This is a genomic window from Streptomyces sp. NRRL WC-3605 (assembly GCF_001509795.1).
Classification (GTDB): Bacteria; Actinomycetota; Actinomycetes; order Streptomycetales; family Streptomycetaceae; genus Streptomyces; species Streptomyces viridochromogenes.
In genome coordinates, this window is record NZ_LLZN01000045.1 from 159,597 (window position 1) to 184,571 (window position 24,975).

Annotated in this window: 28 protein-coding genes and 2 pseudogenes; 10 read left to right on the forward strand and 20 right to left on the reverse strand. The window is 72.4% G+C overall.

From position 1 onward, the window contains the following. Window positions 1-6: 6 nt before the first annotated feature. Complete coding sequence (locus ADL34_RS10765; RefSeq protein WP_234374986.1) at window positions 7-711, reverse strand: TetR/AcrR family transcriptional regulator; 705 nt, start codon at window positions 709-711, stop codon at window positions 7-9. 101 nt (window positions 712-812) lie between these two features. On the opposite strand from ADL34_RS10765, the pseudogene ADL34_RS10770 reads away from it, so the two are divergent. Next, window positions 813-1,777 (forward strand): annotated as a pseudogene (locus ADL34_RS10770) (NAD(P)-dependent alcohol dehydrogenase). Window positions 1,778-1,807: 30 nt separating this feature from the next. Here ADL34_RS10770 and ADL34_RS10775 read toward each other — a convergent pair. Next, complete coding sequence (locus tag ADL34_RS10775) at window positions 1,808-2,815, reverse strand: DNA polymerase Y family protein (protein WP_062672465.1); 1,008 nt, start codon at window positions 2,813-2,815, stop codon at window positions 1,808-1,810. Window positions 2,816-2,910: 95 nt separating this feature from the next. On the opposite strand from ADL34_RS10775, the gene ADL34_RS10780 reads away from it, so the two are divergent. Further along, window positions 2,911-3,321: a DUF6233 domain-containing protein gene (locus tag ADL34_RS10780; RefSeq protein WP_234374987.1), complete on the forward strand. Its 411-nt coding sequence runs from the start codon at window positions 2,911-2,913 to the stop codon at window positions 3,319-3,321. 27 nt (window positions 3,322-3,348) lie between these two features. On the opposite strand, the gene ADL34_RS10785 is transcribed toward ADL34_RS10780, so the two are convergent. After that, window positions 3,349-4,164: a helix-turn-helix transcriptional regulator gene (locus ADL34_RS10785; protein ID WP_062672463.1), complete on the reverse strand. Its 816-nt coding sequence runs from the start codon at window positions 4,162-4,164 to the stop codon at window positions 3,349-3,351. Between the two features lie 72 nt (window positions 4,165-4,236). Here ADL34_RS10785 and ADL34_RS10790 point away from each other — a divergent pair, with 72 nt between their 5' ends. Next, entirely contained in the window at window positions 4,237-4,950 is a 714-nt protein-coding gene (locus ADL34_RS10790) for an SDR family oxidoreductase (RefSeq protein ID WP_062672461.1), read from the forward strand. A 225-nt stretch (window positions 4,951-5,175) separates the two neighbouring features. Here ADL34_RS10790 and ADL34_RS10795 read toward each other — a convergent pair whose 3' ends face one another. The 3 genes from ADL34_RS10795 to ADL34_RS10805 all read right to left on the reverse strand — a co-directional run bounded on the left by ADL34_RS10795 (window position 5,176) and on the right by ADL34_RS10805 (window position 6,674). Further along, window positions 5,176-5,868 (reverse strand): class I SAM-dependent methyltransferase, encoded by a 693-nt coding sequence (locus ADL34_RS10795; RefSeq protein WP_062672460.1) that lies wholly within the window; start codon window positions 5,866-5,868, stop codon window positions 5,176-5,178. A gap of 83 nt (window positions 5,869-5,951) precedes the next feature. Further along, window positions 5,952-6,317, reverse strand: a complete 366-nt coding sequence (locus tag ADL34_RS10800; protein WP_062672457.1) for an iron chaperone — start codon at window positions 6,315-6,317, stop codon at window positions 5,952-5,954. A gap of 60 nt (window positions 6,318-6,377) precedes the next feature. Beyond that, on the reverse strand, window positions 6,378-6,674 hold the full coding sequence (locus tag ADL34_RS10805) for a hypothetical protein (protein WP_062672456.1): 297 nt from the start codon (window positions 6,672-6,674) through the stop codon (window positions 6,378-6,380). 397 nt (window positions 6,675-7,071) lie between these two features. Here ADL34_RS10805 and ADL34_RS10810 point away from each other — a divergent pair, with 397 nt between their 5' ends. Then, window positions 7,072-7,632: a lamin tail domain-containing protein gene (locus ADL34_RS10810; protein ID WP_062672455.1), complete on the forward strand. Its 561-nt coding sequence runs from the start codon at window positions 7,072-7,074 to the stop codon at window positions 7,630-7,632. 160 nt (window positions 7,633-7,792) lie between these two features. Continuing rightward, window positions 7,793-7,909, forward strand: a pseudogene (locus tag ADL34_RS36635) (alpha/beta fold hydrolase); the annotation flags it as partial. An 84-nt stretch (window positions 7,910-7,993) separates the two neighbouring features. Here the strand turns inward: ADL34_RS36635 and ADL34_RS10815 are convergent. The 4 genes from ADL34_RS10815 to ADL34_RS10830 all read right to left on the reverse strand — a co-directional run bounded on the left by ADL34_RS10815 (window position 7,994) and on the right by ADL34_RS10830 (window position 11,077). After that, window positions 7,994-8,812 carry a hypothetical protein gene (locus ADL34_RS10815; protein ID WP_234374988.1) on the reverse strand — a complete coding sequence of 273 codons (819 nt, stop codon included), beginning with the start codon at window positions 8,810-8,812 and terminating at the stop codon, window positions 7,994-7,996. A gap of 75 nt (window positions 8,813-8,887) precedes the next feature. Further along, the gene (locus ADL34_RS10820; protein ID WP_062672453.1) at window positions 8,888-9,733 is read right to left on the reverse strand and encodes an MBL fold metallo-hydrolase; all 846 of its coding nucleotides are present in this window, start codon (window positions 9,731-9,733) and stop codon (window positions 8,888-8,890) included. Between the two features lie 8 nt (window positions 9,734-9,741). Further along, window positions 9,742-10,257 (reverse strand): winged helix-turn-helix transcriptional regulator, encoded by a 516-nt coding sequence (locus ADL34_RS10825; protein ID WP_063892283.1) that lies wholly within the window; start codon window positions 10,255-10,257, stop codon window positions 9,742-9,744. 118 nt (window positions 10,258-10,375) lie between these two features. Continuing rightward, window positions 10,376-11,077 carry a 2-phosphosulfolactate phosphatase gene (locus ADL34_RS10830; RefSeq protein ID WP_062672452.1) on the reverse strand — a complete coding sequence of 234 codons (702 nt, stop codon included), beginning with the start codon at window positions 11,075-11,077 and terminating at the stop codon, window positions 10,376-10,378. Between the two features lie 108 nt (window positions 11,078-11,185). Between ADL34_RS10830 and ADL34_RS10835 the strand changes: the two genes are divergently transcribed. Further along, window positions 11,186-12,004, forward strand: coding sequence for a DUF2785 domain-containing protein (locus ADL34_RS10835; protein ID WP_062672450.1), 819 nt, complete (start codon window positions 11,186-11,188; stop codon window positions 12,002-12,004). Between the two features lie 187 nt (window positions 12,005-12,191). Further along, window positions 12,192-12,707 (forward strand): hypothetical protein, encoded by a 516-nt coding sequence (locus ADL34_RS10840; RefSeq protein ID WP_062672448.1) that lies wholly within the window; start codon window positions 12,192-12,194, stop codon window positions 12,705-12,707. 63 nt (window positions 12,708-12,770) lie between these two features. On the opposite strand, the gene ADL34_RS10845 is transcribed toward ADL34_RS10840, so the two are convergent. Together ADL34_RS10845 and ADL34_RS10850 are read right to left on the reverse strand one after the other, a co-directional pair. Continuing rightward, complete coding sequence (locus tag ADL34_RS10845; protein WP_062672447.1) at window positions 12,771-14,111, reverse strand: ferric reductase-like transmembrane domain-containing protein; 1,341 nt, start codon at window positions 14,109-14,111, stop codon at window positions 12,771-12,773. A gap of 177 nt (window positions 14,112-14,288) precedes the next feature. Then, window positions 14,289-14,903, reverse strand: coding sequence for a TetR/AcrR family transcriptional regulator (locus ADL34_RS10850; protein WP_062672445.1), 615 nt, complete (start codon window positions 14,901-14,903; stop codon window positions 14,289-14,291). A gap of 251 nt (window positions 14,904-15,154) precedes the next feature. Here ADL34_RS10850 and ADL34_RS10855 point away from each other — a divergent pair, with 251 nt between their 5' ends. Next, window positions 15,155-16,543: a lipase family protein gene (locus tag ADL34_RS10855; protein ID WP_079034384.1), complete on the forward strand. Its 1,389-nt coding sequence runs from the start codon at window positions 15,155-15,157 to the stop codon at window positions 16,541-16,543. Between the two features lie 82 nt (window positions 16,544-16,625). Here the strand turns inward: ADL34_RS10855 and ADL34_RS10860 are convergent, their stop codons facing one another. Then, window positions 16,626-16,841 carry a hypothetical protein gene (locus ADL34_RS10860; RefSeq protein WP_062672443.1) on the reverse strand — a complete coding sequence of 72 codons (216 nt, stop codon included), beginning with the start codon at window positions 16,839-16,841 and terminating at the stop codon, window positions 16,626-16,628. A 164-nt stretch (window positions 16,842-17,005) separates the two neighbouring features. Between ADL34_RS10860 and ADL34_RS10865 the strand changes: the two genes are divergently transcribed. Next, window positions 17,006-17,545 carry an ArsR/SmtB family transcription factor gene (locus ADL34_RS10865; protein ID WP_062672442.1) on the forward strand — a complete coding sequence of 180 codons (540 nt, stop codon included), beginning with the start codon at window positions 17,006-17,008 and terminating at the stop codon, window positions 17,543-17,545. 17 nt (window positions 17,546-17,562) lie between these two features. Beyond that, complete coding sequence (locus ADL34_RS10870; protein ID WP_062672441.1) at window positions 17,563-18,819, forward strand: MFS transporter; 1,257 nt, start codon at window positions 17,563-17,565, stop codon at window positions 18,817-18,819. Window positions 18,820-18,846: 27 nt separating this feature from the next. Here the strand turns inward: ADL34_RS10870 and ADL34_RS10875 are convergent, their stop codons facing one another. The 7 genes from ADL34_RS10875 to ADL34_RS10905 form a co-directional block, all read right to left on the reverse strand. Next, window positions 18,847-19,728 (reverse strand): LysR family transcriptional regulator, encoded by an 882-nt coding sequence (locus tag ADL34_RS10875; protein WP_062672440.1) that lies wholly within the window; start codon window positions 19,726-19,728, stop codon window positions 18,847-18,849. A gap of 30 nt (window positions 19,729-19,758) precedes the next feature. After that, window positions 19,759-20,616, reverse strand: coding sequence for an NAD-dependent epimerase/dehydratase family protein (locus ADL34_RS10880; protein ID WP_062672439.1), 858 nt, complete (start codon window positions 20,614-20,616; stop codon window positions 19,759-19,761). Between the two features lie 132 nt (window positions 20,617-20,748). Beyond that, window positions 20,749-21,102 carry a VOC family protein gene (locus tag ADL34_RS10885; protein ID WP_062672438.1) on the reverse strand — a complete coding sequence of 118 codons (354 nt, stop codon included), beginning with the start codon at window positions 21,100-21,102 and terminating at the stop codon, window positions 20,749-20,751. 37 nt (window positions 21,103-21,139) lie between these two features. Further along, complete coding sequence (locus ADL34_RS10890; RefSeq protein ID WP_062672436.1) at window positions 21,140-22,468, reverse strand: PP2C family protein-serine/threonine phosphatase; 1,329 nt, start codon at window positions 22,466-22,468, stop codon at window positions 21,140-21,142. Window positions 22,469-22,732: 264 nt separating this feature from the next. Beyond that, complete coding sequence (gene lexA / locus ADL34_RS10895) at window positions 22,733-23,404, reverse strand: transcriptional repressor LexA (protein WP_062672434.1); 672 nt, start codon at window positions 23,402-23,404, stop codon at window positions 22,733-22,735. Window positions 23,405-23,520: 116 nt separating this feature from the next. Next, a complete protein-coding gene (locus ADL34_RS10900) occupies window positions 23,521-23,973 on the reverse strand; it encodes a DUF2267 domain-containing protein (RefSeq protein ID WP_062672432.1) in 453 nt (150 codons plus the stop codon). 429 nt (window positions 23,974-24,402) lie between these two features. After that, window positions 24,403-24,834, reverse strand: a complete 432-nt coding sequence (locus tag ADL34_RS10905) for an Hsp20/alpha crystallin family protein (RefSeq protein ID WP_062672430.1) — start codon at window positions 24,832-24,834, stop codon at window positions 24,403-24,405. Window positions 24,835-24,975 lie beyond the last annotated feature (141 nt).

Sequence of the window (24,975 nt, forward strand, 5' to 3'; positions counted from 1 at the left end):
CCGGGGTCAGGCGTCGAAGAGCCGTCGGCCGGGCGGCGAGACGGACGCGATGGGGAGGTCGCGCAGTGCGAGCGCGGCGGGCGGGGGCAGCGGCCGGGCAGCCGCCCCGTCGGCCCGGAACGACTGGAGCAGGTAGGCCACCAGACGCCGGGAGGCGGCGCGGTCGTCCGGGAGGGCGGTCACCAGTCCGCAGTGGGCGAGCAGGACCACGGCGAGGTCGGACGGGTGGAAGTCGGCCCTCAGCTCGCCCGCCGCCTGAGCCCTGCGGACGAGGGCGGTGAAGGCGCGCTCGGCCTGTTCCCGGGCCTGGGCCTGCTCCGCGGTGCTCTGCGGAAAGGCTCCGAGGAACGCGGCCGGGAACCCCCGCTCCTCCCGTTGCAGCTCGCAGACGGTCTCGACCAGGCGCTGGAAGCCCTGCCACGGGTCGGGCTCGTCCAGCGCGTCGGTGAGCGCCCGCGCACAGGTCTCCATCTGCCGCTGGTAGGCGCCCCTGACCAGGGCGTCCCGTGTCGGGAAGTGCCGGTACAGCGTCGCCACGCCGACTCCGGCCCGGCGGGCCACGGTGGCCATGGGGGCGTCGATCCCGTGCTCGGCGAAGACGGCGCGGGCGGCCGCCAGGACCCGCTCGCGGTTGCGACGGGCGTCCGCCCGCGCCCCTGCTCCGGCCCGCGCCCGGCCCTGAGCCGTGATCCGAGAGGATTCACCCGTCACTGTCTCTCGCTTCCGCCTCAAACGGACGATGTCGTCCGTTTGCGAGCCTACCGTCGGCGTCGGAAACCCGTACGACCACCGGCGGCAGCGGAGGCAGGACGATGAACGACCGCATGATGAAGGCAGTGCTCCACGACCGCTACGGCGGCCCCGACGTGCTGTACGTGGGCCGGGTGCCGCGGCCCGAACCGGCTGCCGGCGAGGTGCTGGTGAAGGTGCACGCCTTCAGCGTCAACGGCGGCGAGCTGTCCGCGCGCGCCGGCCGTCTGCGCCTGCTGACCGGCCGCTCCTTCCCCCAGCGGGTCGGTCTGGACTTCACCGGCGAGGTCGCCGCCCCGGGCACCGGGGTCACCGGCTGGTCCGTGGGCGACCGCGTCTGGGGCGTCCTCGGCCGCACCTCGGGGTTCGGCAGCGCGGCCGAGTACCTGACCGTGCCGGCCGCGCGGGTCGGACGGGTGCCGGAGGGGCTGGACCTGGTGGCCGCCGCCTCGCTGCCCGTGGCCACCACGGCCGTCACCGCGCTGCGGGACAAGACGCGGCTGCGGCCCGGGGAACGGCTCCTCGTGCGGGCGCGGCGGGAGGCGTCGGCAATGCGGTGGTCCAGCTGGGGCGGGCGTACGGCGCCGAGGTCACCGCACTCGCCCGCCCCGCCAACCACGACTTCGTCCGCGGGCTCGGAGCGCACGAGGTCGTCGACCACCGAAGCGTGGAGCCGGCCGACCTGGGCCGCTTCGACGTGGTCGTGGACACCGTGGGCACCGGCCTGCGCGCCCACCGGCGGCTGCTCGGCCCCGGCGGGCGCATGGTGACCATCGCGTTCGACCTGAGCCGGCCGGTCAGGTCGCTCGGCTATGTCGCGGCCAGCGCGGTCCACGGCCGGGGCCGGGTACGCCTCTTCAGCGGCAACCCCTTGCAGCGGGACATGGACGACCTCGCCCGCCTCGTGACCGAGGGCAAGCTGCGCCCGGCGGTGGACACCGTCTTCCCGCTGGACGGGACGGCGGCGGCCCACCGCGCGCTGGAGGCGGGCGGGGTGCGGGGGAAGTACGTGGTCCGGGTCGTGTGAGCGCCCGCACGGCGGACACGCCCGGCCACGTCAGGAGGCGCGCCGGAAGACCGCGGCCGGTCCGATGATGCCGGGGCCGAACTTGTCCCGGACACGGTCGACGGCGTCCTCCGCGACCAGCCGCGCCTCGCGGGCCTCGTCCAGGCTGATCTGCTCGGCCACCTGGTCGGCGTCGACGAGATCCGTGCCCCTGAGGGTCAGGCCGGTGAGGCGGCCGCGCTGGAGGCCGGCGGCGTCCATGAGCTGGTAGGCCGCCGTCCGCAGATCGTCGTCGTGTGCGGACACCTCCGGGAGGCGGCGGGTCCTCTCCCAGGCGCCTCCTCCGGCGAACGTCAGTTTCAGGGTGAGCGCGCGGGGGGCCTGGCCCCTGCGGCGCAGGAGGAGGCCCAGCCGGACGACCAGGTCGAGGAGGACGGCGCGGACCGCCGCGCCGTCCAGGGCGTGCCGGTCGAAGGTGTGCCGGACGGACGCCGTAGGGGGCAGCCCGCGCGGGACGACGGGTCGCGGGTCGACGCCGTGCGCCCGGTCGACCGCCGTCCGGCCCGCGCGGCCCCCGAGCAGGCGCTGCACGGTGGCGGGCGGGACGGCGGCGAGCAGGCCGACGCTGTGGATGCCGTACGCCCGCAGGGCCTCCGCCTGCCTCGGGCCGATGCCGTGCAGGGCGTCGACCGGCAGCGCGCCGAGCCAGGCGGCGACCTCGTCGGGATGGACGGCCAGGACTCCGCCCGGCGCGGGGACCTGGGCGGAGGCGGTGGCCGCGACCGCGATCGACGGCCCGATGCCGACGCGGACGTCGACGCCCAGCCGGGAGAGGGTGCGCACCCGCAGGACCTCGCCCAGGCGCCGGGTGTCGGTGCCGTGGTAGCGCAGGGCGCCCCTCAGTTCGACCAGGGCCGCGGAGGGCGGCAGGGCCTGTACCACCGGGGACAGCTCGGACAGTTCCTCCAGCACCCGCCGGTAGGTCTCCTCCCCCAGCCGGTCCGGGCACCGCACGTGCATCACCGTCGAGATCTTGCGCGCCGGTCCGTCCGTCGTCATGGTCCCACCTCCCGCACTCACCCCTTCACGGTATCGAACAAAAAATCGAACACGCGAGGGCGCACGCCGTGGATCTTGCGCATAGAATCAAAAATGTGTTCGACGACCTGCCGCCCGACCTGGACCGACTGCGCACCCTCCGCATCTGGCACGCCCTGTGGGTCCAGCGCATCGACGCCAAGATCGCGGCCTTGCAGCGGCGGCAGGCCGAGGAGGAGAGCGGCCGGCGACGCCGCCCCCGGCCACCGGAGTGGATCGTCGAGCTCGGCATCGGCGCCGACCGGTCCCCCGTCCAGGTCCATGCCGGTGACTGCCACATGGCGGGACAGCGGCGCCGGGCCGTGAGCCGGGACGAGGCGCGCCGACTGCTCGCGACGGGCCTGGAGGGCTGCGGCCACTGCCGCCCTGCCGCGCGGCTGCACATCATCGAGTTATCGACACCGAGATGTCGATATCGGTCAATCGACTCGGCGCCGGCCGCCACGGGCGTCACCAGTGGCCTGTGACCTTCGGCGTATGGCGTGTGGCGCGCCTCAGATGGCCCGCCCGGCCAGCCGCCGCAGCGCGCGTGTGGTGGGCGACCCGGGATCGGCGGTGATCAGGACGACCTCCTGGTCGTCCTCGGGCACGAGCAGAACGTCGCAGTTCAGCCGGAGCCGGCCGGCCTGGGGGTGCTCGAAGGTCTTCGTGCGGTGGCCGGGGGCGTGCACCGGGCGTGTCTGCCAGATGTGCCGGAACTCCTCGCTGCCGGCGTGCAGTTCGGCGAGCAGACCCGCCAGCCCGGGGTCGTCCGGGTACCGGTCGGCGGCCCGGCGCAGCCGCGCCACGACGATGTGCCCGAACTCCTCGGCACCCGAGTCCGTGTACGCAGCCCCCTCCCCCAGGAACCGGCGCCGGGCCAGGTTGACCGGCCGTCGGCCGGGGTCACCGCCGAGCAGCGCCTGAGCCAGCGGGTTCCAGGCGACGACGCCGTACGCCGCGTCGGTGACGACGGCCGCGGTCAGCGGCAGCCGCTCCAGCATCCGGGCCACGTGCGGGCGCACCTGCCGTACGGCGTGGCGGGCGGGCGGCGTGTCCGACCCGGCCAGCCGGAACAGATGGCTGCGCTCGGCCGGTGTCAGGCGCAGGGCCCGGGCCAGCCCGTCCAGGATCCGGGGCGACGGACGTGGCCCCCGGGCCTGCTCGAGCCGTGTGTAGTAGTCGACGGACAGGTGGGCGAGCTCGGCCATCTCCTCGCGCCGCAGACCCGGCGTGCGGCGGGCACCACCTGTCGTGGGCAGTCCGACCTGGTGCGGGAGCAGTCCGGACCGGCGGACCCGCAGGAAGCGGGCCAGTTCCTGCCGCGCCATGCCACCTCCAGCGGCGTGCCTGGTACAACCTGTCCCTGGCAGGGGCGCCCTCGCCAGGGGAGCGTCATCGTCATGAACGATCGCACAGCTCTGGTCACCGGTGCCAACAAGGGCATCGGCAAGCACATCGCCCGGCTCCTCGCGGCCGAGGGCTTCACGGTGTACGTCGGCTCCCGCGACCCGGAACGCGGGCGTCGGGCCGTCGAGGAGATCGGCGGCGCCGCCCGGCTGCTGGTCCTGGACGTGACGGACCCCGGCACCGTCGAACGGGCCGCCTCCCGGATCGACCGCCTGGACGCCCTGGTCAACAACGCCGGCATCTCACCGTCGCTCGCCCCGCCCACCGAGACCGGCGCCGAGGAGTTCCGGCGCACCTACGAGACCAACGTGTACGGCGTGGTGACGGTGACCAACGCCTTCCTGCCCGCCCTGCGCCGGTCCCCGCACCCACGGATCGTGAACGTCTCCAGCGGGACCGCGTCACTGACGTGGAGCACCGGTCCGAACCCCCAGTTCACTCCGGGCAGCGGGGCCGGCGCCGCGTACCGCTCCTCGAAGGCCGCCCTCAACGCGTTGACCGTCCTCTACGCGCAGACGCTGGCGGAGGACGGCTTCAAGGTCAACGCGCTCGCCCCCGGCCTCCGGGCCACCGATCTCAACGCCAGGGCGGCGACGGGAGGCGACCCGGCCGAGGCCGCCCAGGGCGCCGTCCACCTGGCCCTGCTCCCGGCCGACGGCCCCACCGGCGGCTTCTTCTCCTGGGACGGCACACCGGTGCCTTGGTGAAACGCGTCCCGGTCGGGCCCCCTTTCCGCCTGTCAGCGCCTGCTGATGCAGAAGGGGTGCCCGACGGGATCCGTGCGAACACGAGTCCTGTAGCCGTGCGGCGGATGAGGGGGCATGCCCGCGCCCAACTCCCTCAGCGGCCTCGACTTCGTCCAGGCTCTCACCGCCGCTGATCCGGAAGCACAGTCGGAGTTGCTGCGGCTGGTCCCGGCCATCGGACACGACCTAAGCCGCGAGGCGTGCCCGCGCCCATGTGCCGTCCTCCGTCAGGTACCTCTCGACCGTCAGGCCCGCCTCCGCGAGGGCGTCCTCGAACTGCTCCTTCGTCAGCGGTCGGGAGAGGAACGTCTGGGTCCAGGTGGCGTCCGGGAACTCGTACTCCACGAAGACGGAGTTCGCCCCGTCACCCGTCGGCTCCGCCGACACCACCCGCACGGTGAAGCCAGCAGGGTCGACCCGCACCCGGGGCAGGTTCGCGTGCCAGCCCTCGCCCTCTCTCTGGATCAGCACGCGGCCGCCCGGCGTCAGGTGGCGGACGCAGGCGCGCAGCAGCCCCCGCCGTATCTCGACGTCCGCCGCGTGGACGAGGAACGATCCGAGCATCACCACGTCGAACGTCTCGCCCAGATCGAGGTCCTCGATCGGGCTGCATATCGTGCGTGCCCCGCGCACGTGGTCCAGCATCTCCTGGGACTCGTCGACCGCCGTCACCGCGAAGCCCCGCTCAAGGAGCGGACGGGTCACGCGCCCCACACCGCATCCCAGCTCCAGGATGTGCGCACCCGGGGGCACGGCCGCGGCCACGATGTCCGGTTCCGCTCCGACCGGCAGGCGCGTGTACAGCTCGACCGCGCAGCCGTCCGGGGTGATCGCACCGGGTCCGGTGCCCTCATATCCCGCCCGCTTCTTCGTCTCCATGCCGGTGGAACGGGCCGGGCCGGACAGCCGTTCCCCCGCTCCGCCGTTTCCACCGTTCGAGGTACGGGGCGGCGTCACGCGATTCAGCCGCTCTTGCCCGGGGTAGCGGCCACCGCCCTCAGCAGGTCCCGCACCAGATCGAAGTCGCTGTCTCCCGGCTTGCGGAACCGCAGGCACCCCTTGCCCATGTCCTGCGTGCTCAGCCGTTCCTCGAACGCTTCACGGACGTCGCTGCGCATGAGGTAGAAGGACACGTACTGCTTCTGGCTCGCGAAGGCGATCTCGGGGGCGCCGTCCCGCACATAGGTGGGCATGCCGTACGCCATCACCTCGTCGTACCCCGTGAGCTCCGCCCGGCACAGTTCCCGCAGTCGGGCCAGGGCGTCCCTGCGCCCCTCGGGCACCTCGGCCAGGTAGCCGTCGACGTCCTCCGCGCTGCTCTGCACCATGGCGTCACCCTATCCAGGACGCCGATCGACCCCCTTCCCAGCGACATCCTGGGGTCGGCGTCACGGCGTGTCTCCGGAGTGGTGGAGGCGGCAGGCCACGCCGGGGCCCGGCCCTCGGGTCTCCCCCGGACGTACGTCGTACAGCGCGCGGCCGCCCGGGAACCGGCCGAGCTCCGTCGGCAGGGCCACACCCCCGTCGAGCTCGTCGGCGCGCCATCCGGTGATGTCCAGCAGCAAGCCGTCCAACGGCCCGCCTATCAGCGCCGCGTAGGTGCGGTGCGGCAGGGGGCACGGGTGGGGGTCGTCGTGGTCGTGGCCGTACACCCGGCCCCGCAGCAGTTGCTCATCGCCGTTCATGGCACCAGCCTCGCAGCCGCCACCGACAACGGCCGGTCACGCGGGCCCGCCGGCCCATGCCTCGGCGCCCGGCGATTTGTTACTCACTTTCGGGTGAAGATCACGCCGCCCGCCGACGCCCCCGTTCGTCCCGATACATCCCCACCCGGTTCCCGCAAGGGTTTCCGTCTCCCTCACCGCACTTGCGTCACACAAGCGCTCATAGATGAGCATTGCAGTCGAGAGTCATGGAAATATCCACAAACGGTAACAACGGGCATGCCGTCGCCGATTCTTCCCCCACGGCGTGGACAAATGGCGTCCGCGGCCAACCGGTCGCCATCGCACACCGCACCACCTCCCGGGCAGCCATCCAGGCCTCCCGGGGGACGGTGTCCGCACCACCAGGGAGAACCCTTTGTCCAGCTCCACCCGCACCCCCGCCTACATCACCGTGCGCCGCGTCGCCGCGGCCTCGATCGCCACCGGCGCGCTCGTCTCGGCGATCACGCTGCCGGCCTCCGCCGCCGACCACTCCCGCCACCAGCGGGGACAGGTGGAGATCAGTGCGGTCCAGTACGACTCGCCCGGCCGTGACAACTACTCCAACCGCTCCCTGAACCGCGAGTGGGTGGAGATCACCAACACCACCCGCCGCACCGTCAACCTCGACGGCTGGACCCTGCGGAACCGGGACGGCGAGACCTACACGTTCGACCACGTCCGCCTCGCGGGCCGGGCCACCGTCCGGGTCCACACGGGCATCGGCCGCGACACCCGCACCGACCTCTTCCAGGACCTGCGTCACTACGTCTGGGACAACCGTTCGGACACGGCCACCCTCCGCAACGATCACGGGCGCCGCATCGACAGCGAGTCGTGGGGCCACCTCCGCCACGGAGGCAAGCACCGTCACGCCGACTACAAGCACCACGGCGGCGGCATGCAGCACCACGGCTGGTCCCACCACAACCGCTGACCATCGGGGCGGCCCGTGAGCTGAAGTCCCCCATCCACGCTGCGACCCGACCCGCCTGAGTGCACCCGGCCTCCCACGGCCGGGTGCACTCGTGTGCGCGTCGCTTTTCGGGCCGGCGAGGCCGATTTCGCCCGGGCGCATCCGCGGGCCCGGATCGACCCGTGCGCATCCGCGGGCCCGGATCGAGCTGATCCCCCGCGCGCGGCATCTCGCGAACTTCGAGGCCCCGGACGCCTTCACGGACGCCGTCCGCCGCTTCGCTCGCGAACTCGCCAACGGCGATCGACCCCGCGTCCCCGGGCAGGCCGTCTCGCCGGCGCCCCCCGCTGCGTTGCGGGAGGCGCCGGCCGGCAGATCGGGACTACTTCAGCTGCACGGCGTCGCCCGTCGAGACGACCCGCGCCGTGGTGGTCGTGCCGGGGAAGAACCACCGCCAGCTGCCCGCCGAGGTGGCGGTGACCTTGGTGCTGAGCTTGCCGGAGCTGTCCGTCTTCACCGTCCTGACGGTGCTGTAGTGGGCGGTTCCGGCCTTCCTGTACTGGAGCTTCACCGTCTGCCCGGTGTAGCCGTGGTACTTCAGGTCCTCCCAGTTCGCACGGGACAGCTTGCCCGTGATCGTGAGGGAGGCACCCTTCGCCACCGGCTCGGGTGCCGCGTCGGTGGTGAGCTTGGACGCCCGCTTCATCTTGAACTCGGCGATGTCGTCGGAGATCCAGTAGTCACCGTCGTTGGCCTTGACGGTGGCGTTGACCTGCCAGACCCCGGCGATGGTGTTGATGTCGCCGGGAACGCTGTCCGGCAGCCACCCCGGCGCGACCGTCATGGTGGCCGTGCACACCGACGTGGTGGCGCTTTTCTTCTCGCACCGGGTGCCCGTCCAGTCGCTGAAACCCCAGCCCTTGGACTTGCTGAAGACGCTGACGTGACTCAGGCCCTTGGCTCCGGAGTTGTCCCGGATCGTGATGGCGATCGGGTACGTGACCCGTGCCGACGTGCCGATGATGACGTTGTTGCCACTGTTCACGACGGTCTTGGTGACGCGTACGTCCCCGCGGCCCTCGGCGTGCGCCCCCGTCGTGCACAGCAGCGTCAGCGCCGCCGCACTCGCCACGGTGGTGACCGCTCTGGCCCCTCCGGCCCGTCTTCCCGCTGCGGCCGTACCGGCCGTTCCGCCTCGCATGATCCCTCCCCTGTGATGTGGGAGGCGAGGCTACACAGCCAACTGGCCCGCCGGCACGGCAGGGTGGGCCGGCGGCTACGCGTACAGCGCGACGGCTCCGCCCCACAGCGCGCCAGGGTTCAGACGGTCGGGGAAGCGTTCCAGCATGGCGTTGAAGAAGCCGAGCGCGTCGTCGTGCTGCCCGAGGAGTTCGTCGGCGGTGTCGAGGTAGAGCCTGGTCTCGGCGATGGCGCGGGTGGCGTCGTCGTCCAGCGCCTTGTTCTTGTGCCCGGTGACGATCCGGCGGGGCCGCAGACCCTCGACGACGTCGATCGCCTTGCGCCAGGCGTCACGGCCGCCGTTGCCGGACTCGACGAGGTACTGGTGCACGCCGTTGTAGACGACGTCACCCGCGACGACGAGGTCGAGGTCGGGGACGTGCAGGACGCTGGTCTCGTCGGTGTCGCTGTGGCCCACCTCCACGATGACCAGGTCGTGGCCCTCGAGGGTGAACCGGTTGCCCGGCACGGTGACGGCGGTGACGGGTGCGTCCGGGATCTGCCCGGGGAACAGCCTGTCCCAGAACTGCGGGCGGATGGCGACGTTGCGGTGCATCTCCTTGATCGTGCCCTCGGAGGCGACGACTTGGGCGCCGAAACGTTCCGCCAGAACGCCCGCCGTGAACCAGTGGTCGCCGTGACCATGGGTGGCGAAGATGTGCGTCAGGTTCTTGCCGGTGGACTCGACCCAGTCCCCGACCGCCTCGGCCTGCTCCGTGGTCAGCGGAGGGTCGACCAGGACGGCGTCCCGCTCCCCGTGGACGAGGGTGACGGACAGGGGCGAGAACATCCTCCGGTCCCCGTTGGGGACCAGGTCCGTGACGTTCTGCGGGATCGGGTCGGCGACGAAGACGTCGTAGGCGAGGGGGCTGCTGCTGGACATGGTGGTTCCTAACTGACAGGGCCGGCGCCGGTGGCCCGGCCGGACGACCGGTCGGCGGCGGCGGCGAGGGCGGCGTAGTACGCCGGGCCCCTGATGATCGTGACGGCGTCCCGGTCGACCGGCTCTCCTCGCTCGTCACGGAATTCGAGGTGTACGGGCCGCTCCCCGTCGGCCGCGTAGACGACGCCCTGGCCCGTCTCCTGTGGACGGTGCCGGTCCCCCCAGGCACTGAGGGCGGCCAGCACCGGCAGCACATCGCGACCGGCCTCCGTGAGGACGTACTCCTCACGGCTGCGCTCACCCTCTTCCTGATAGGTCACACGCTCCATGAGCCCGGCGGCCACAAGATCGTTCAGCCGCTGGCCGAGGGTCGCGTTCGGGATGCCGATGCGCTGGAAGTCCGCGAAACGGGTGCGCCCGAGAAAGGCCTCGCGCAGCAGCAGAAGGTTCCACTTCTGCCCCAGGACGGCGAGCGTGCGAGCGATCGAGCAGTACCGGTTCGCGGGGAGTGACATGGCGTCCATGCATTCCATGGTACGCAGACTCTGAAAAATGAACACAGCATCTGGCATCAATTTTTGTATTCAGGGTCACACGCCTGGGACCAGGGGGCAGGACGGGCTCCTGATCGCAGGCCCTCCGTCACCCCGCGGGCGTCGCACACGCACGCAGGGTCATCACCCCCGCGTCCCAGCTCGCCACCATGGCGAAGGGGAACCGGTCCAGCTCCAGGCAGAGGGCGACGTCGTCAGGGTGGACGCCCCCGCGTACACCCGTCGTCAGCTCCTCGGCCGCGCGTGACTCGGCGGCCCGGCGAAGGAACGGGGCGGCCTGCGCGCCCTCCTCAGCGGACCCGGCGCCCTCGAACGTCCGCAGGGCGATGTACTGCGCGCAGGCGAGGTCCTCCTCGGCCCGCCCCTCCTCCCCGGTGACCACGAACCTGACCGCCTCGGGAGCACGCGATCGCAGAAGCCGTGCCGTGGCCTCCGCCACCACGAAGCCGGCGCAGAGCACCAGCGACGCGCCCTTGACCGCGAGGGCGCCCACCGTTCCGGCCGTCGTCTTCTGCACGACCGTTCGCCCCCGCAGGTCCATCGACCGCAGCAGGCCCGGCGAGTTGACCGTGTCGAAGCCCGGCGCGGGCGGCCCGTCCTTGATCGCCACCCAGTCCGGGTGGCGCGCCTTGAGAGCCAGGGCCTCGTCCAGCGACTCGGCGAGCACGATCCGCTCCGCTCCCCGCCCGAACGCCCACGCGGCCACCGTGAAGGCGCGCATGACGTCGACCACGACCGCCACGGAGGGGACTTCGTCCAGTTCGGCGATGCCTGCGTAATGAGTGTCCATGCGGACATGCTCATGGATGATCAGGGTCTGCCGCCTGCCAATTGCCGGGCCCGGAGCAGGCGAACCCGGGCCCCTGCGGCGACCTTGCCGTGTGAAAACCTGCCGCCCATGACTGCTGCCCTCATCGACTGGCCGTCCCTCGCGGCCGACGGGTTCCCGTTCCCCGACCGCATACCTGCCGCACGGCTCGTCGACGAGCTGGCGGCGGCGCTGGTCTCGCCCGACCCCGGGGTCCGTGACGACGCGGCCTACACCGCGGCCGCCCGCTGGATCGGGGAGGGACGTCTCGACGCCGTTCTGGAGGACCTCGGGGACTCGGCTGCCGGACGGTTCACCCGTCCCGAGACACAGGCCCGCAGCTTCGCGCCGTTGATCATCTGCTCGGTTCTCACGCGTGCGGCCGATGTCCCCGGTCTCGTCTCGCAGCAGGCGGCGGAGCGCTGGTACGCCTCCTTCCGCGCCTGGTACCCGGACGAGCGGGACACCCGTGGCTGGGACGACGCCCTGGGCTGGCTGCACGCCGTCGCGCACGGCGCCGACGCCGTCGCGGCGTTCGCCAAGGTCCTCCCCCATCGCCGTGCGGACCTGCTCGAACTGTGCGCTCGGCGAGTGACGGCGCCTCAGACCGGCTACCAATACACGCAGTTGGAGGACGCCCGGCTGGCCCGGGCGCTCGTGCGCGTGCTCCAGGGGCCCGGGCTGACGTCCGAGGAGGCCACCGGCTGGCTGGGCGTCGTGGCCGAGGCGCTGGAGGGCGGTGGGCCCGGCCCCGTCCCGGTGTGGGCCTTCAACACCTTCGCCACCCTGCAGTCGCTCCATCTGCATCTGACGCGTGGCATCGCCGACGAGGGCATCCCCCCGCACGCCGAGGCCGTCGCCGCCCGCGTCGCCGAACTCCTGCGTCTGCCGTACTACTGGCTCGCCTGACCGGAAGCACTGGCTCGCCGGACCGGGACCCCTGGCTCGCCCGACCGAAGCGACGCCCCCTCTTCCTCACCGGCCCCTTTTGTCCTCTGGCCAACGCGCGTAGACAGGGGCACCATCGTCACCGCACCACCTGCACCGCCGCCCCGCCCCCACAGGAATTACGGCCCCAGCAGGAAGGCTCTGACACATGAAGGTCGCTCCCTCGCCGAAGCTCCGGTCGGCGCTCACCGCACTCGCTCTCGTCGTCGCCCCCGGTGTCGCCGTCCTCGGCACCGCGGGTGAGGCGTCGGCCGTGAGCAAGATCAGTCACTCGACCGCCACCTCGATGTTCCGCCAGGTCGGCATCACCTGGTCCTCGTCGGGCGGTTGCTCCGACCGCAACGTCTCGACGTGTACGTCGTTCGAGCAGCTCAACCTCGCCACCGCGCAGGGCGCCCAGACCCTCAAGGGCGCCAGTGGCTGCGCGCTGAACATCACCGGCGGCACCGAGACCGGTCACGCCTCCGGGACGTACTCGCACTGGAACGGCTACAAGCTGGACTTCGGCAAGAACACATGCGTCACCAGCTACGTGAAGAACGCCTTCACCTACATCGGTGTGCGCGGTGACGGAGCCCCCCAGTGGCGTTCCGGTGCCGGCAACGTGTACGCCGACGAGGGCAACCACTGGGACGTCACCTTCTACAACTGCGGCGGCTGCTGAGCACGGGGCGGGGCCTGTCCGGCGCCCCGGCCGGACAGGCCCCGCCCTGCCCACGATCGCCGGTCAGGCCAGGCCGAACTTCTCGGCGTGCACCTGGTGGGCGGGGACTCGCAGGTCCCGCAGGCCGGAGAGGACGGCGGCCGTCATGGCCGGCGGGCCGCAGACGTACACGTCGCGTTCGGTGACGTCGGGCACCAGCCGGTGCAGGCTGTCCGCCGCGAACGGCGGTGCCCCGGCCTCGCCGGTGCGGCCGGTGAGCAGGTGCAGCCGTCCGCCGTGCCGCTCCACCAGCCCGCGCACCTCGTCCAGCAGGACGGCGTCGGCCTCGCTGCGGACGCGGTACAGGACGACGACGTCGCCGGTGGTCTGTTCCTCCAGCATGGCCCGGACCGGGGTGATGCCGACGCCGCCCGCGATGAGCAGGGCGCCGGGCCGGGTGCGGTGCAGTGCGGTGAAGGCGCCGTAGGGGCCCTCGACGAAGGCGCGGCTGCCGACGGGGAGGTGACGCAGTCCGGCGCTGGCGCTGCCGACCGCCTTGGCGGTCAGGCGCAGTCCGCGTCCGTCGGGCGCGGCGGAGAGCGAGAAGGGGTTGGCGAGCCACCAGTGGTGGTGTCCGGGGAACCGCCAGATGCAGAACTGCCCGGCGCGGGCGGGGAGTTTGTCGAGGTGCCGGCCGGTGACGTACACGGAGACCACGTGGTCCGACTCGGGCACGACGGCCGACACGGTGAACCGGTGGTAGGCGTTGCGCCACAGCGGCAGGACGAGGCGCCCGGTCAGCAGCGCGCCGAAGGCGGACAGCCACATGATCCACCAGTAGGCGGTGGCGAACGACGAGGAGGTGAAGGTCGTCGTCTCCTGCAACTGGTGGACGAAGGCGAGGCCGAGGGCGATGTAGAGGGTGAGGTGCAGCCCGTGCCAGACCTCGTACGGCAGACGCCGGCGCAGCGGCCGGGTGGAGACCGCGGCGATGACGACGAGGACGGCGGCGGCGAGCATGCCGAGCAGGGACGCCGGGACGCCGCTGAGCGCGACGAACGTCTTGGCCATGGTCGTGTCGTCGAGCGTGGCGTAGCCGAGGACGACGAGCGTGGCGTGGGTGAGGACGGTCCACAGCAGGGTGAAGCCGACCCAGCGGTGCCACACCGTGAGCCGGTCCATTCCGATCCTGCGGTCCAGCCAGGGCAGACGGGCCACCAGCAGCAGTTGGAGGAACATCAGCAGGGCCGCGTGCAGTCCGAAGAACTTGGCGACGGTGAGCGTGTCGTTCTTGCCGGAGCCGGAGGCGATGAACAGCGACTCGACGATCACCACGTTGGCGAGGACGAACGCCCACATCGCGCGGCGGGCCGCGGCCACCGGTGGAAGAGTGCCGGTTCTGATCTCGTTGGTCGCCGCCGTCATCGTCGTCCTCGTTCCCCCGTGGCCGCCTTCCGCGCGACCGTGTGCCCACACCGATGATGACCGGGAGGTCCGGCCGGACCCCGCCCCCGATCGGGTAAGAATACGGTCGGGGGGCCGGTTCCGTTCAGGCCGGAACCATGCGATCTGGCGGCCTTTTTCACATCCGGTGCGCCGGGTTCAGTAGGGCAGTCCTTCGGTGACCGCGCGGAGGGCCGCGTGCAGGCAGGCGGCGAGGGCCTCCGCCGACGCCTCGCCGCCGTTCGCGCACCGCGCCGCGTAGTCCTCCGCCGCGATCCGCAGGGCCCCGTTGACCATGCTGGCGTGCACCTTGACCTGGAGCCGGTCGGCGCCGGTGCCGGCCCGGGCGGCGAGGAGTCCGGCGATGACGGGGAGGGCGTCGTCGTGGGCCTGCAACCAGACGGCCCGCAGCGCCGGTTCGTCGACGGTCATCCGGATGAGGTCCAGGACGGCCGGGTCGACGGTGGGAAGGGTGCCCCGCCGGCAGGAGTCGGTGAGGTAGTCCAGCAGCCGTACCCGGGGCGGCCAGTGGCGTAGCTGGGCCGTGGCGGCGTCGAGCCCGGCGGTCAGCAGCGGGCGTACGCAGCTCTCCTTGGTCGGGAAATGACGCCACAGGGTGCGGGCCGAGACACCCACGCACTGGGCTATCTGCTCACCGGTCGTTCCGGTGACCCCCCGGGTGGCGAACAGGCCCACGGCGGCTCGGGCGATCTCCAGTCGCAGGGCGGCTCTGCGTCGTTCGGCCAGCGGTTGCGTGACCGCCGGTTGGCTCATCGCGGCCACGGTTCCGGATGCCTCGCCCACTGTCACCGCCCCATCTCACTGCGTCACCGATCACCGCAGCATAGTGGCGCTCCCCAACTGACACATGCAGACGTCTTGTCACTGAGTGACACGCGCTCCTACTCTCCAGTAGCTGACTCGCGAGTAAGTCCCTCACCGCGCGAGCCGGTTCTCTCGTCGTTCTCCCCACGCGCCCCCGGGCCTAGGCCACGCGCCTTTCGACGATGCAAGGAGTGAGCCGCATGACGCACGCCGCACCCCGCCACGCCCCCGAGGCCACGGTCAGATCCGCCCCCGGCCGTCACACACCCGGAGCCCGAAGCCTTTTGTGCGCCTTGGCCGTCGCCGCCTGCCTGGGCGCCCAGGCCGTACCGGCGGCGGCCACGGAACCGGGCCCCGTCGTCTCGCGCGGCGTCACCATCCCGGCCTTCTACCAGCCGCCCGCCACGCTTCCCGCCGCCGACGGAGCGCTCGTCCGTACCGAACCGCTGCGCCTGGCCCTCAGCCTCCCCGGGCTCGACGGCCGCCGACTGCCCGGCACCGCCACCCGCCTGATGTACAAGTCGACCGATGCCAACGGCCGGCCCGTGGCGGTCACCGGCGCCTACATCGAGCCCTCGGCCCGCTGGAAGGGCGGCGGCCCGCGTCCCGTCGTCGCCCTGGCACCCGGCACCATGGGGCAGGGCGACCAGTGCGCCGCGTCCCTCGGCCTCGAGAAGCCGATCACCTTCAACGGGCAGACCATGTCGGTGGGTTACGAGGACATCGCGGTCCACCGGCTGCTCGCCACCGGCGTCGCCGTCGTCGTCACCGACTACGTCGGGCTCGGCGCCACCGACCGGGTGCACACCTACGTCAACCGCGTCGAGGGCGGCCATGCCCTGCTCGACGCCGTGCGCGCGGCCCGCGCCCTGTCCCAGTCCTCCGTCGCGGCGGACTCCCCCGTCGGCCTGTACGGCTACAGCCAGGGAGGCGGCGCCAGCGCCTCGGCCGCCGAACTCCAGCCCACGTACGCCCCCGACGTCGTCCTGGCCGGGGCATACTCGGGCGCACCGCCCGCCGACCTCGTCGCCGTGACCAAGGGCATCGACGGCAGCGCGCTGGCCGGAGCCCTCGGCTGGTCGATCAACGGCTTCCTGCAGAACACGCCCGAACTGCGCGCCATCGCCGAGGCGCACCTCAACTCCGCGGGCCGCAAGGCACTGGCCGACCTGTCCACGGCCTGTGTCGGGGACGCCATCCTCGGCTACGGCTTCCGCAAGAGCACCTCGTGGACGACCGACGGCAAGTCCCTCGACGATGTCGTGAAGGCCGAGCCCCTGCTGCAGAAGGTCCTCGACGACCAGCGCATCGGCCGTCGCACGCCGACCGCCCCGGTGCGCCTGGCCACCGGCGTGAAGGACGACATCGTCCCGCACGGCCAGGCACGCAGGCTCGCCGTCGACTGGTGCGCGAAGGGCGCCGACATCACCTACAAGCCCATACGGCTGCCCAACCTCGGCGACGGACTGCTCACCAACCACGTGGCACCCCTGCTCCTCGACCAGGGCGACGCCATCGACTGGCTGACCGACCGCCTCTCCGGCACCCCGGCCACTTCCAACTGCCGTTCCCTGCCGCTCCAGCCCTGACCGGCGGGACCCCGAGCAGCCGAGCCGCACGCCACCCCACTTCGCGTGCGGCTCGGCGCCGTCCTACGAGGCGTACGAGCGCCTACTGGTCCTCGCGCTGCAGCACGCGATGTGCCGCCTCCGCCTCCGCCGCGGGCGGGGAGAGTTCGTCCAGGGTGTCGAGCTCGTCGTCGAACTCGAGCTCCCGCTCCCATGCCGCCGCGAGGCGCTCCTGCTCCTGACGCGACCTGTCGCCGACCGCTTGGCGGTGCTCCGGGTCCAGGGCCGCGAGGAATCGTCCGACCGTGTCCGTGGCCATGTCCGCTCCTTGTCGCCTGGGAGGTGCCGACGTCCCCAGCATGACGGAAGGCCCGCCGCTCGGCCGCTCGGCGGCGCCGCGCCTCGGCGAGGATCCCGTGGCGGGAATCAGTCGGCGGGAAAATCACCTTGCTCAATGGTCAAGAAACGTTGACCATTGCTCGCATGCCTACCGACGACACCCCCGAGACTTTCCACGTCACCACGGACGAGCAGCTGCGCGCGGTCTCCAACCTCACACGGCACCGGATCATGGGCGTGCTCCGCTTCGAGCCGGCGACGATCACGCAGATCGCCGAGCGGGTGGGCCTCGCGAAGGGAAGCTCCAGCTACCACGTGCGGCTGCTGGAGCGCGCCGGACTGGTGAAGGTGGTGCGGACCCGGAAGGTCCGGGGCGTCACCGAGCGGTACTACGCCATGGCCGCGCGGGCGATCGTGCTGCCGGATCCGGGTGAGGGCGCGCCGGACGTGCTGATGCGGCACGCTGTGGCGGATCTGGAGGCGTCGTCGCCGGACGCCGAGCGGCATGTACGGATGGCGCATCTGCGGCTCACCGACGAGCAGTTCGCGGAGCTGGGGGCGCGCCTGCAGGTGCTGGCGGACGAGTACCGGGAGCTGTCCGATCCCGCGCTGCCGGACGTCACGCTCGCCTTCGCGCTGTTCCGGCCGGCGCCGGTCCGGCAGACGGAGGGGGACGCTGAGTGAGGGACACAACACGGAAGTTGACGACTGGGTTCGGGCGGCTGTGGGCCGCACAGACGACCTCCTCGCTCGGTGACGGCGTCACGCACGCCGCGCTTCCGCTGCTCGCGCTGACGCTCACCCGGGACCCGATGGCGCTGGCCGTCGTCACGGCCGCGGGGACGCTGCCGTGGCTGCTCTTCGGGGTGCTCGGCGGTGCGCTCGTGGACCGCTGGGACCGACGACGCACGATGGGGGTCACGGACGCGGCACGTGCGGTGCTGCTCGGGGCAGCCGCGGCGGCGGCCGTGCTGGACCTGTTGAACATCCCCCTGCTCGCGGCCGTCGCGTTCCTGCTCGGACTCGGCGGCCTCTTCTTCGACACGGCCGCCACCGCCTATCTGCCGGACCTCCTGCGCCGCGACCCCGCGCTCCTGGAGCGCGCCAACTCCCGTCTGCGCGGAGCCCAGACCGCCATGTCCGGATTCGCCGGGCCGCCCGCGGGCAGTGTTCTGCTCACGTTCGGGCGGGCGTTCCCGCTGCTCGCCGACGCGGTGTCGTTCCTGGTCTCCGCCCTGCTGGTCCGTTCGCTGCCCGCCGTGCCCCGGCCCGCTCCGGACGTCCGCGAGTCGCTGCTCCAGCAGGCGCGGGCGGGCGCCTCGTACGTCTTCCGGGACCGTCTGCTGCTGGGGCTCGCACTGCGCCCGGCGGTCGGGAACATCGCCTTCCTCGCGGTGGAGACCGTCCTCGCCCTCTTCGCGCACGAGCGCCTCGGCATCGACACCTACGGTTTCGGACTGCTCCTCACGGCGGAGGCCACCGGCGGTCTGCTCGGGGCGGGCATCGCCTCCTTCCTCGGCCATCGGCTCGGCACCGGCACGGCACTGACCTCCACGGCCGCGGTCGAGGGGCTTGCCATCCTGGGGCTGGCCGCCGCCCCGAGCGCATACGTGGCCGGGCTTGCGCTCGCCGTCTGCGGCGCAGGCATGGGCGCCACGATGGTGCTCGGGCCTTCCCTGCGCCAGGCGATCGTCCCGGCCCACCTGATGGGCCGGGTCGCGTCGACCTCCCGCATGCTGGCCATGTGCGCGGCCCCGTTCGGGGCCGTCCTCGGCGGCTGGCTGGCCACCGCGTACGACGTGCGGACCCCGATATACGCCGCCGGTGCCCTTCTGTTGTCGATGACGGCCGTCACGGCGTCCATGACCACCAACCGCCGGGTACAGGCGGCGCTGCAGGCCGCCGCGCCGGAGGGCCGCGAGGAGGCCGTGCGGGAGCCGGCGGCGGGCCCTTCCTGACTCATTTACCCCCCTAAGGGCTGTCCCTCAGGCGTCACCGTGGGGCTCGCCCATCATCTTCGTCGCGGCCTCGGCGAAGGCGTGCACGAGAGGGGATCGGCGGGTGGCCGGCCAGGCCAGCGCCACCTCGCTGGGGCCGATGTCCCGCACCGGCACGGGCACCACGTCGGACCGGGTGTAGAAGGTCGCGGTGGACAGCGGCAGTACGCAGATGCCGGCGCCGGACGCCACCAGTTCCAGCTTCTCCTCGACCTGGAGGATCACCGGCACCTCCGTGCGGTGCCCGTCGCGCAGTTCCAGGGCGATGTCACGCCATTCGGGAACGGCGTCGGGGTCCTGGAGCAGGTGCTCGGCGGCCAGGTCGGCGACGGAGAGCGAGGCCCGGCCGGCCAGGGGGTGCCCCAGCGGCAGCACGACGACGCGGGGCTCCTGGAAGAGCGGCCGTACCTCGAGGCCCTGCCGGTCGACGGGCAGCCGGACCACCCCGATGTCCGCGCGGCCGTCGCGCAGCACCTCCACCTGGCTGGCCCAACTGGTGCGCAGCAGACGGACGTCGACTCCGGGATGCCGTTCGGCGAAGGCGGTCATGGCCGGGGTGACGGTGATGCCGGGCATGAAGCCGACGGTGAGGGTCGGGGTGTCGCGTGCCGCCGTGGTGACGCGCCGGAGCAGGGCCTCGGCGGAGGCGAGCAGCGGGACGGCGTCCTCCAGGAGCTGCCGTCCCGCGGGGGTGAGCCGGGTGCCGCGCCGGCTCCGGTCGAAGACCTCGGTGCCCAGTTCGTCCTCCAGGCTCCGGATCTGCCGGGACAGCACGGGCTGCGCGATGTGCAGCCGTTCGGCCGCCCTCCCGTAGTGCAGTTCCTCGGCCACGGCCACGAAGTACCGCAGCTTGCGCAGGTCGAGGTCCACGGGGCTCGCCCTTCCTTCCGGTCGTTCAGGTCACCGTCCGGCGAGGACGGACAGCGGGTCGGTGTGGGCCGGGACCCAGCCGAGCTCCGCCTGGGCTCGTGCGGGCGTGAACCGCTGGTCCAGGGCGAAGGCATCCGCGATGGGGCCCATCTGGGCGCGGGCCTCGTCCAGGGTGAGCGTCACGGTCTTGCCGTCGAGGCCGGCCGCGTGCGCCACGGCCAGGGAGCACTCCTTGGCCGTGGGGTCGGTGCCGCCCACCCCGACGTACACGGCGCCCGGCGCGGCGCGCAGCGCGGCGACGTACAGCTCGGCGATGTCGTCGATGTGGACGAGCGGCCAGTGGTTGGCGCCGTCGCCGATGCAGGGGACGGCTCCGGCCGCCTTGCCGGGGGTGCCGTAGAACATGTCGATCAGGCGGTTCTCGCCGCCGTACAGCAGTCCGGGGCGGATCACGACGGGGCGGCCGCCCTGCTGGGCGCGGGCGAGCACGGCCTCCTCGACGGGCCGGCGCCAGGCGACGATGGACGGCGGGTTCCAGGGGGCGGTCTCGTCGGCGACGCCGTCGGTGTCGCCGTACACCCAGGTGCCGCCGGTGTGGAGGTAGGGTCCGCTGCCGATGCCGTCCTGGAGGGCGGTGGCGGCGGCGAGGTCCTCGGCGCCGGTGGTGGCCTGGGCGAGGTGGATGACCGCCTCGGCGCGGGCCGCGGCGCGGTTGAGGACGTCGAGGTCGCCCAGCCCGCCGCGGACGGGCGTCGCCCCGAGGGCGCGGACGGTGTCGGCGGACCGGTCGGTGCGCGCCAGCGCCTCCACGGTGTGTCCGTGACGGACGAGCGCGCTGATCGTGGCCTTGCCGATGTATCCGGATCCGCCGGTGAGGAAGGTCTTCATGGTCGTGGTTCCTGTCTCGTCGTCGTGCCGGGTGGCTACGTCGACCAGCCTGCGTCCGGGGGCGGAGCCGCGTCCAAGACCTGTTTCGGCGTCTGTGATACCCGCGGGGCATCAGGGCTCACCCGTCGGCGGTCAGGCGGGCTGCCAGAGCTCGACGCGGTTGCCCTCGGGGTCGGTGACCCGGCCGAAGCGGCCGACGCCGGCCATGTCCTGCGTCTCCCCGGTCACGTCGGCTCCCTCGGCGCTCAGCTGGTCCGGCACCGCGTCGAGGTCGCGGACCCGGAAGCCGAGCATGGTGCCCTGGGAGCGGGATCCGAAGTGGTCGTTCCCGGAGTCGAAGGCGGCGAACACCGTCGGGCCGGTCTGCTGCCGCCACAGGCCGTCGTCGTCGGCGTCCAGGCCGAGGCAGTCGCGGTACCAGGCGGTCAGGGCCGCCGGATCAGCGGCCCGCTGGACGTATCCGCCGACGCCGAGCACTCGTTCCATGCCGCCATCCTGCCACGGAGGGGCGGGCGGGCCCCGGTCACGAGGGCAGACGCAGCACGAGCAGGGCGACGTCGTCGTCGTTGTCGTGGGGCCGGGTGCGTCGCAGCAGCTGGTCGGCGAAGTCGTCCAGGTCGTGGTGGACGAGCGAGGCGGCGTGCCGGCGCAGGTTCTCCAGGCCGGCGTCCAGCGACTGGCGGCGGGCCTCGACGAGGCCGTCCGTGTAGAGCACGAGGGTGGACTGCGGCGGGAGGGTGAGCCGGGCCTCGGTTCTCGGCCGGGGTGACGGCATCCCGAGGAGCATGCCGTTGGCCTCGGTGAGGTAGCGGGTCAGGCCGTCGGGGCCGATGAGGAGCGGCGGGGGGTGGCCGGCGCTGGTCCAGCGCAGTGTCCAGGTGCCGGCGGTGTCGACGGCGAGCCGGGCGAGGACCATCGTCGTCATCCGGACGTCGGTGATCTGCCGCATGGCGTCGTTGAGCTGCTGGACGGTGTGGTGCGTGGGGCGGTCCTGGGACCATGTGAACGCGCGCAGCATGTTGCGCAGTTGGGCCATTCCGGCGGCCGCCTCCAGGTCGTGGCCGACGACGTCGCCGATGACCAGGGCCGTGTCCCCGGAGGGCAGCGGGAAGGCGTCGTACCAGTCGCCTCCGACGTACGAGGCGTCGGGCGCCGACTGGTAGCGCGCGGTCATCTTCACGCCGGGCAGGCGCGGCAGTTGGGGCAGCAGGTAGCGCTGCATGGTCTCGGCGACCTGGCGCTGCCGCTGGAAGTGCCGGGCGTTCTCCAGGGCCAGGCCGATGCGCCGCCCTATGTCCTGGAGCAGGGCGAGGTCGGCGGTGGTGAAGACCCGGGGCCGGTCGGAACGGCCGAGGGTGATGGCGCCGACGACCTCGCGGGGTCCGCGGATCGGGGCGATGGCGGCGGCCTTGATCCCGGCCACCCGGAACAGTCGGCGCTGCTCGACGGCGATGCCGCTGTCGGGAGGCCCCTGGTAGGTCTCGGGTCCCGCCAGGTTCGAGGACACACCGCGCAGGGCTCGGGAGAGCGGCATGGGGGACGACTCGGAGACGGGCGGCATGGGGCCCTGCAGGTCCTCGCGTTCGACGAGACCCGCGGGCCCGGCCTGGATCACCAGATGCCGGGAGACGTCGGCCGTGTCGGTGATCAGGTCGATGACAGCCCAGTCGGCGAGCCGGGGCAGGACGAGCTGCACGACCCGGCGCAGCGCCTCGTCCACGTCGTTGTTGGAGATCAGCTGGGCGGTGGTGTCGGCCAGGAGCGCCAGCCGCTCCAGTTCGGACAGGGAGCGGCTGGGCGGGCGTGGTGGGACCGCGGAGTCCGCTAGGACGAATCCGTCGATGTCGGTCATGGTCGCTCCTCATTCCCGCCGTGCGACGCGGCACAGGACGATGCGACCTCGGCCCTCGAACACGCTCGCATGACGCGCATGTCAGTGGTGGGCCGCTAAGCCGTCCGGCGTGCACAGGCACGCGACGGACGAGGTGCTGCGGTCGGGTCGATGATGGACGAGTGGGGTCGTGCCGTGGTGAGGCTGCTGTTTCCCCAACAACCGACCGAGTGGCCCAGAAGGCCGAACTCCATTTGTACCACAGACGCGCCCGGCTGCGGATGGTCAGAGCAGGCGCAGAACGCCGACCACCTTGCCGAGGATGCGGGCGTCGTCGCCGGGAATCGGCTCGTAGGCGGGGTTTCGCGGCATGAGCCACACCCGTCCGTCCTGGCGGCGCAGCACCTTGACCGTGGCCTCGTCGTCCAGGAGGGCGACGACGATGTCGCCGTGGTCGGCGCTGTCCTGCCGTTTGACGGTGACGATGTCGCCGTCGCAGATCGCGGCCTCGATCATGCTGTCGCCGGACACCGTGAGGGCGAACAGGTCGCCGTCGCCGACGACTTGGCGGGGCAGCGTGTAGACGTCCTCGATCATCTCGGCGGCGAGCAGGGGCGCGCCGGCGGCGATACGGCCCACCAGGGGCACCTCGACGGGGGCGGTGCCGGTGGTGCCGAGGTCGGGCGCCCAGGAGGGCCGTACCTGATAGGCGCGGGGGCGGTGCGGGTCGCGGTAGAGGACGCCCTTGCGTTCGAGCGCCATGAGCTGGTGCGCGACGGAGGAGGTGCTGGCGAGGGAGACGGCCTGGCCGATCTCCCGCATGGACGGCGGGTATCCCTGCCGTTCGACGGTCTCGGTGATGAAACGGACGATGGCCGCCTGGCGGTTCGTCAACTCCCCCGCCGGGGTGCGGGGACCCGGGGGGCGGCCCCGGCGGGCGGGCACAGTGTCGTCCATCCCGACACACCTCCGTACAAGATCGTTCGGAATGACCCTAACCTGTCGCCCTCCACAAATGGAACACCTTGACGAATTCGTGGGGTCCGGGACCCCTCCCGGGCGGGCCGTCCGGCTCAGGCGGCCTGGCGTTCCCGGCGCCGGCGCGGCTGGAGCTCGGGGCGTCCGAAGAGCAGGGCGTAGCCCTCGGGAAGCTGGTCGAGGATGCGGTCCACGAGGTCGGGGCCGGTCAGGTGCGCGAGGACGTTGAAGACGGTGCCGGTGTTCCAGCGGGCGACCGCGGGACTGGTGCCGGTCCGCCGCGCCAGGTCCTTCACGAAGCCCCAGCCGGTCGACTGCTCGGTGGCGGGCACCTGGCCGGTGAACTCCAGGGCGGCCGGCAGCGGCAGCCGGGCGGCCAGGTCGACGCGTTCGTCGCCGGTGAGCTGGCGGCCCAGCGCGGCGAGGACCTGAAGGGTCACCTCCTCGGCCCTCTCCCGGGTGGGGTAGGCGCCTTCGTAGCGCACCTTCGCCAGCAGGGCGTCGTAGGTCATCGTGGCGTCGCGACGGTCGTGGAGCTGCGCGGTCATGTCGGGTGGCATGCCTTTCGTGTCGGCGGAGCAGGGGTGGGCCCGCACATGCGGCCGGGGCCGAGGGCCGTCGCCGTCGACGGGCGGGCGGCATCGCACGTGCGCGGATGTCCCCGCGCGCGCACGTCGCGGGGTGGGTCGCGGGACCGGGGGCAGGGCGTCCGAACGGTTCGGGACCGCTTCGCGCGCCGGTCGTCCCGGCCGTGGGCAGGAAGGGGGCAGGAGAGGGGCAGGGGCGGGCGCGTCCGGGTCGTGAGGGCCTGCCCGCGGACGCGCCCGCCGCGCCCGGGTGCCAGGTGTGCGCCGAGGGGCGGCCCGCCTCGCCGGCGGCCCCGGCGCGGGTCCGTACGCGGTCGTACGAATCCGTAAGCGGCCGTGCGGTTCACGCGGAGCGTACGGCGGCGACAGGCGTCGCCGATCGAGCGCCGATCAGGCGGAGAGCTCCTTGCGCCGCGACGACTCGCCGACGGCGATCTTGCGCGGCTTGGCGCGCTCCGCGATCGGGACGCGCAGGGTCAGCACCCCGGCGTCGTACTCGGCCTCGATGTTCTCCGTGTCCAGCGTGTCGGCGAGCATCACGCGGCGGGAGAAGACGCCCAGCGGCCGCTCGGACAGCTCCATCCGGACGTCGTCCGAGGCGCTCGGCCGACGCTCGGCCTGGACGGTCAGCATGTTCCGTTCGACGTGGACGTCGATCGCGTCCGGGCTCACCCCGGGGACGTCCAGCTCGATCACGTAGACGTCGCCTTCACGACGGGCGTCCATCGGCATCACGGCCGGGCGCGACCAGGTGCCGGACGTACCGAGGACCTGCCCGGCGAGCCGGTCCAGTTCACGGAAGGGGTCGGTGCGCATCAACATCCGCGGAACACCTCCTGTGCGTCGGGCAGTACGTGCTGCCAATGCGCTTCACCTGACTCCGTTGTAGCATGTCATCGGAACGATGACAAACCTGATGTCAATGGAATGATGACGACCTGACGACGAATGAAGGAGGAGGGC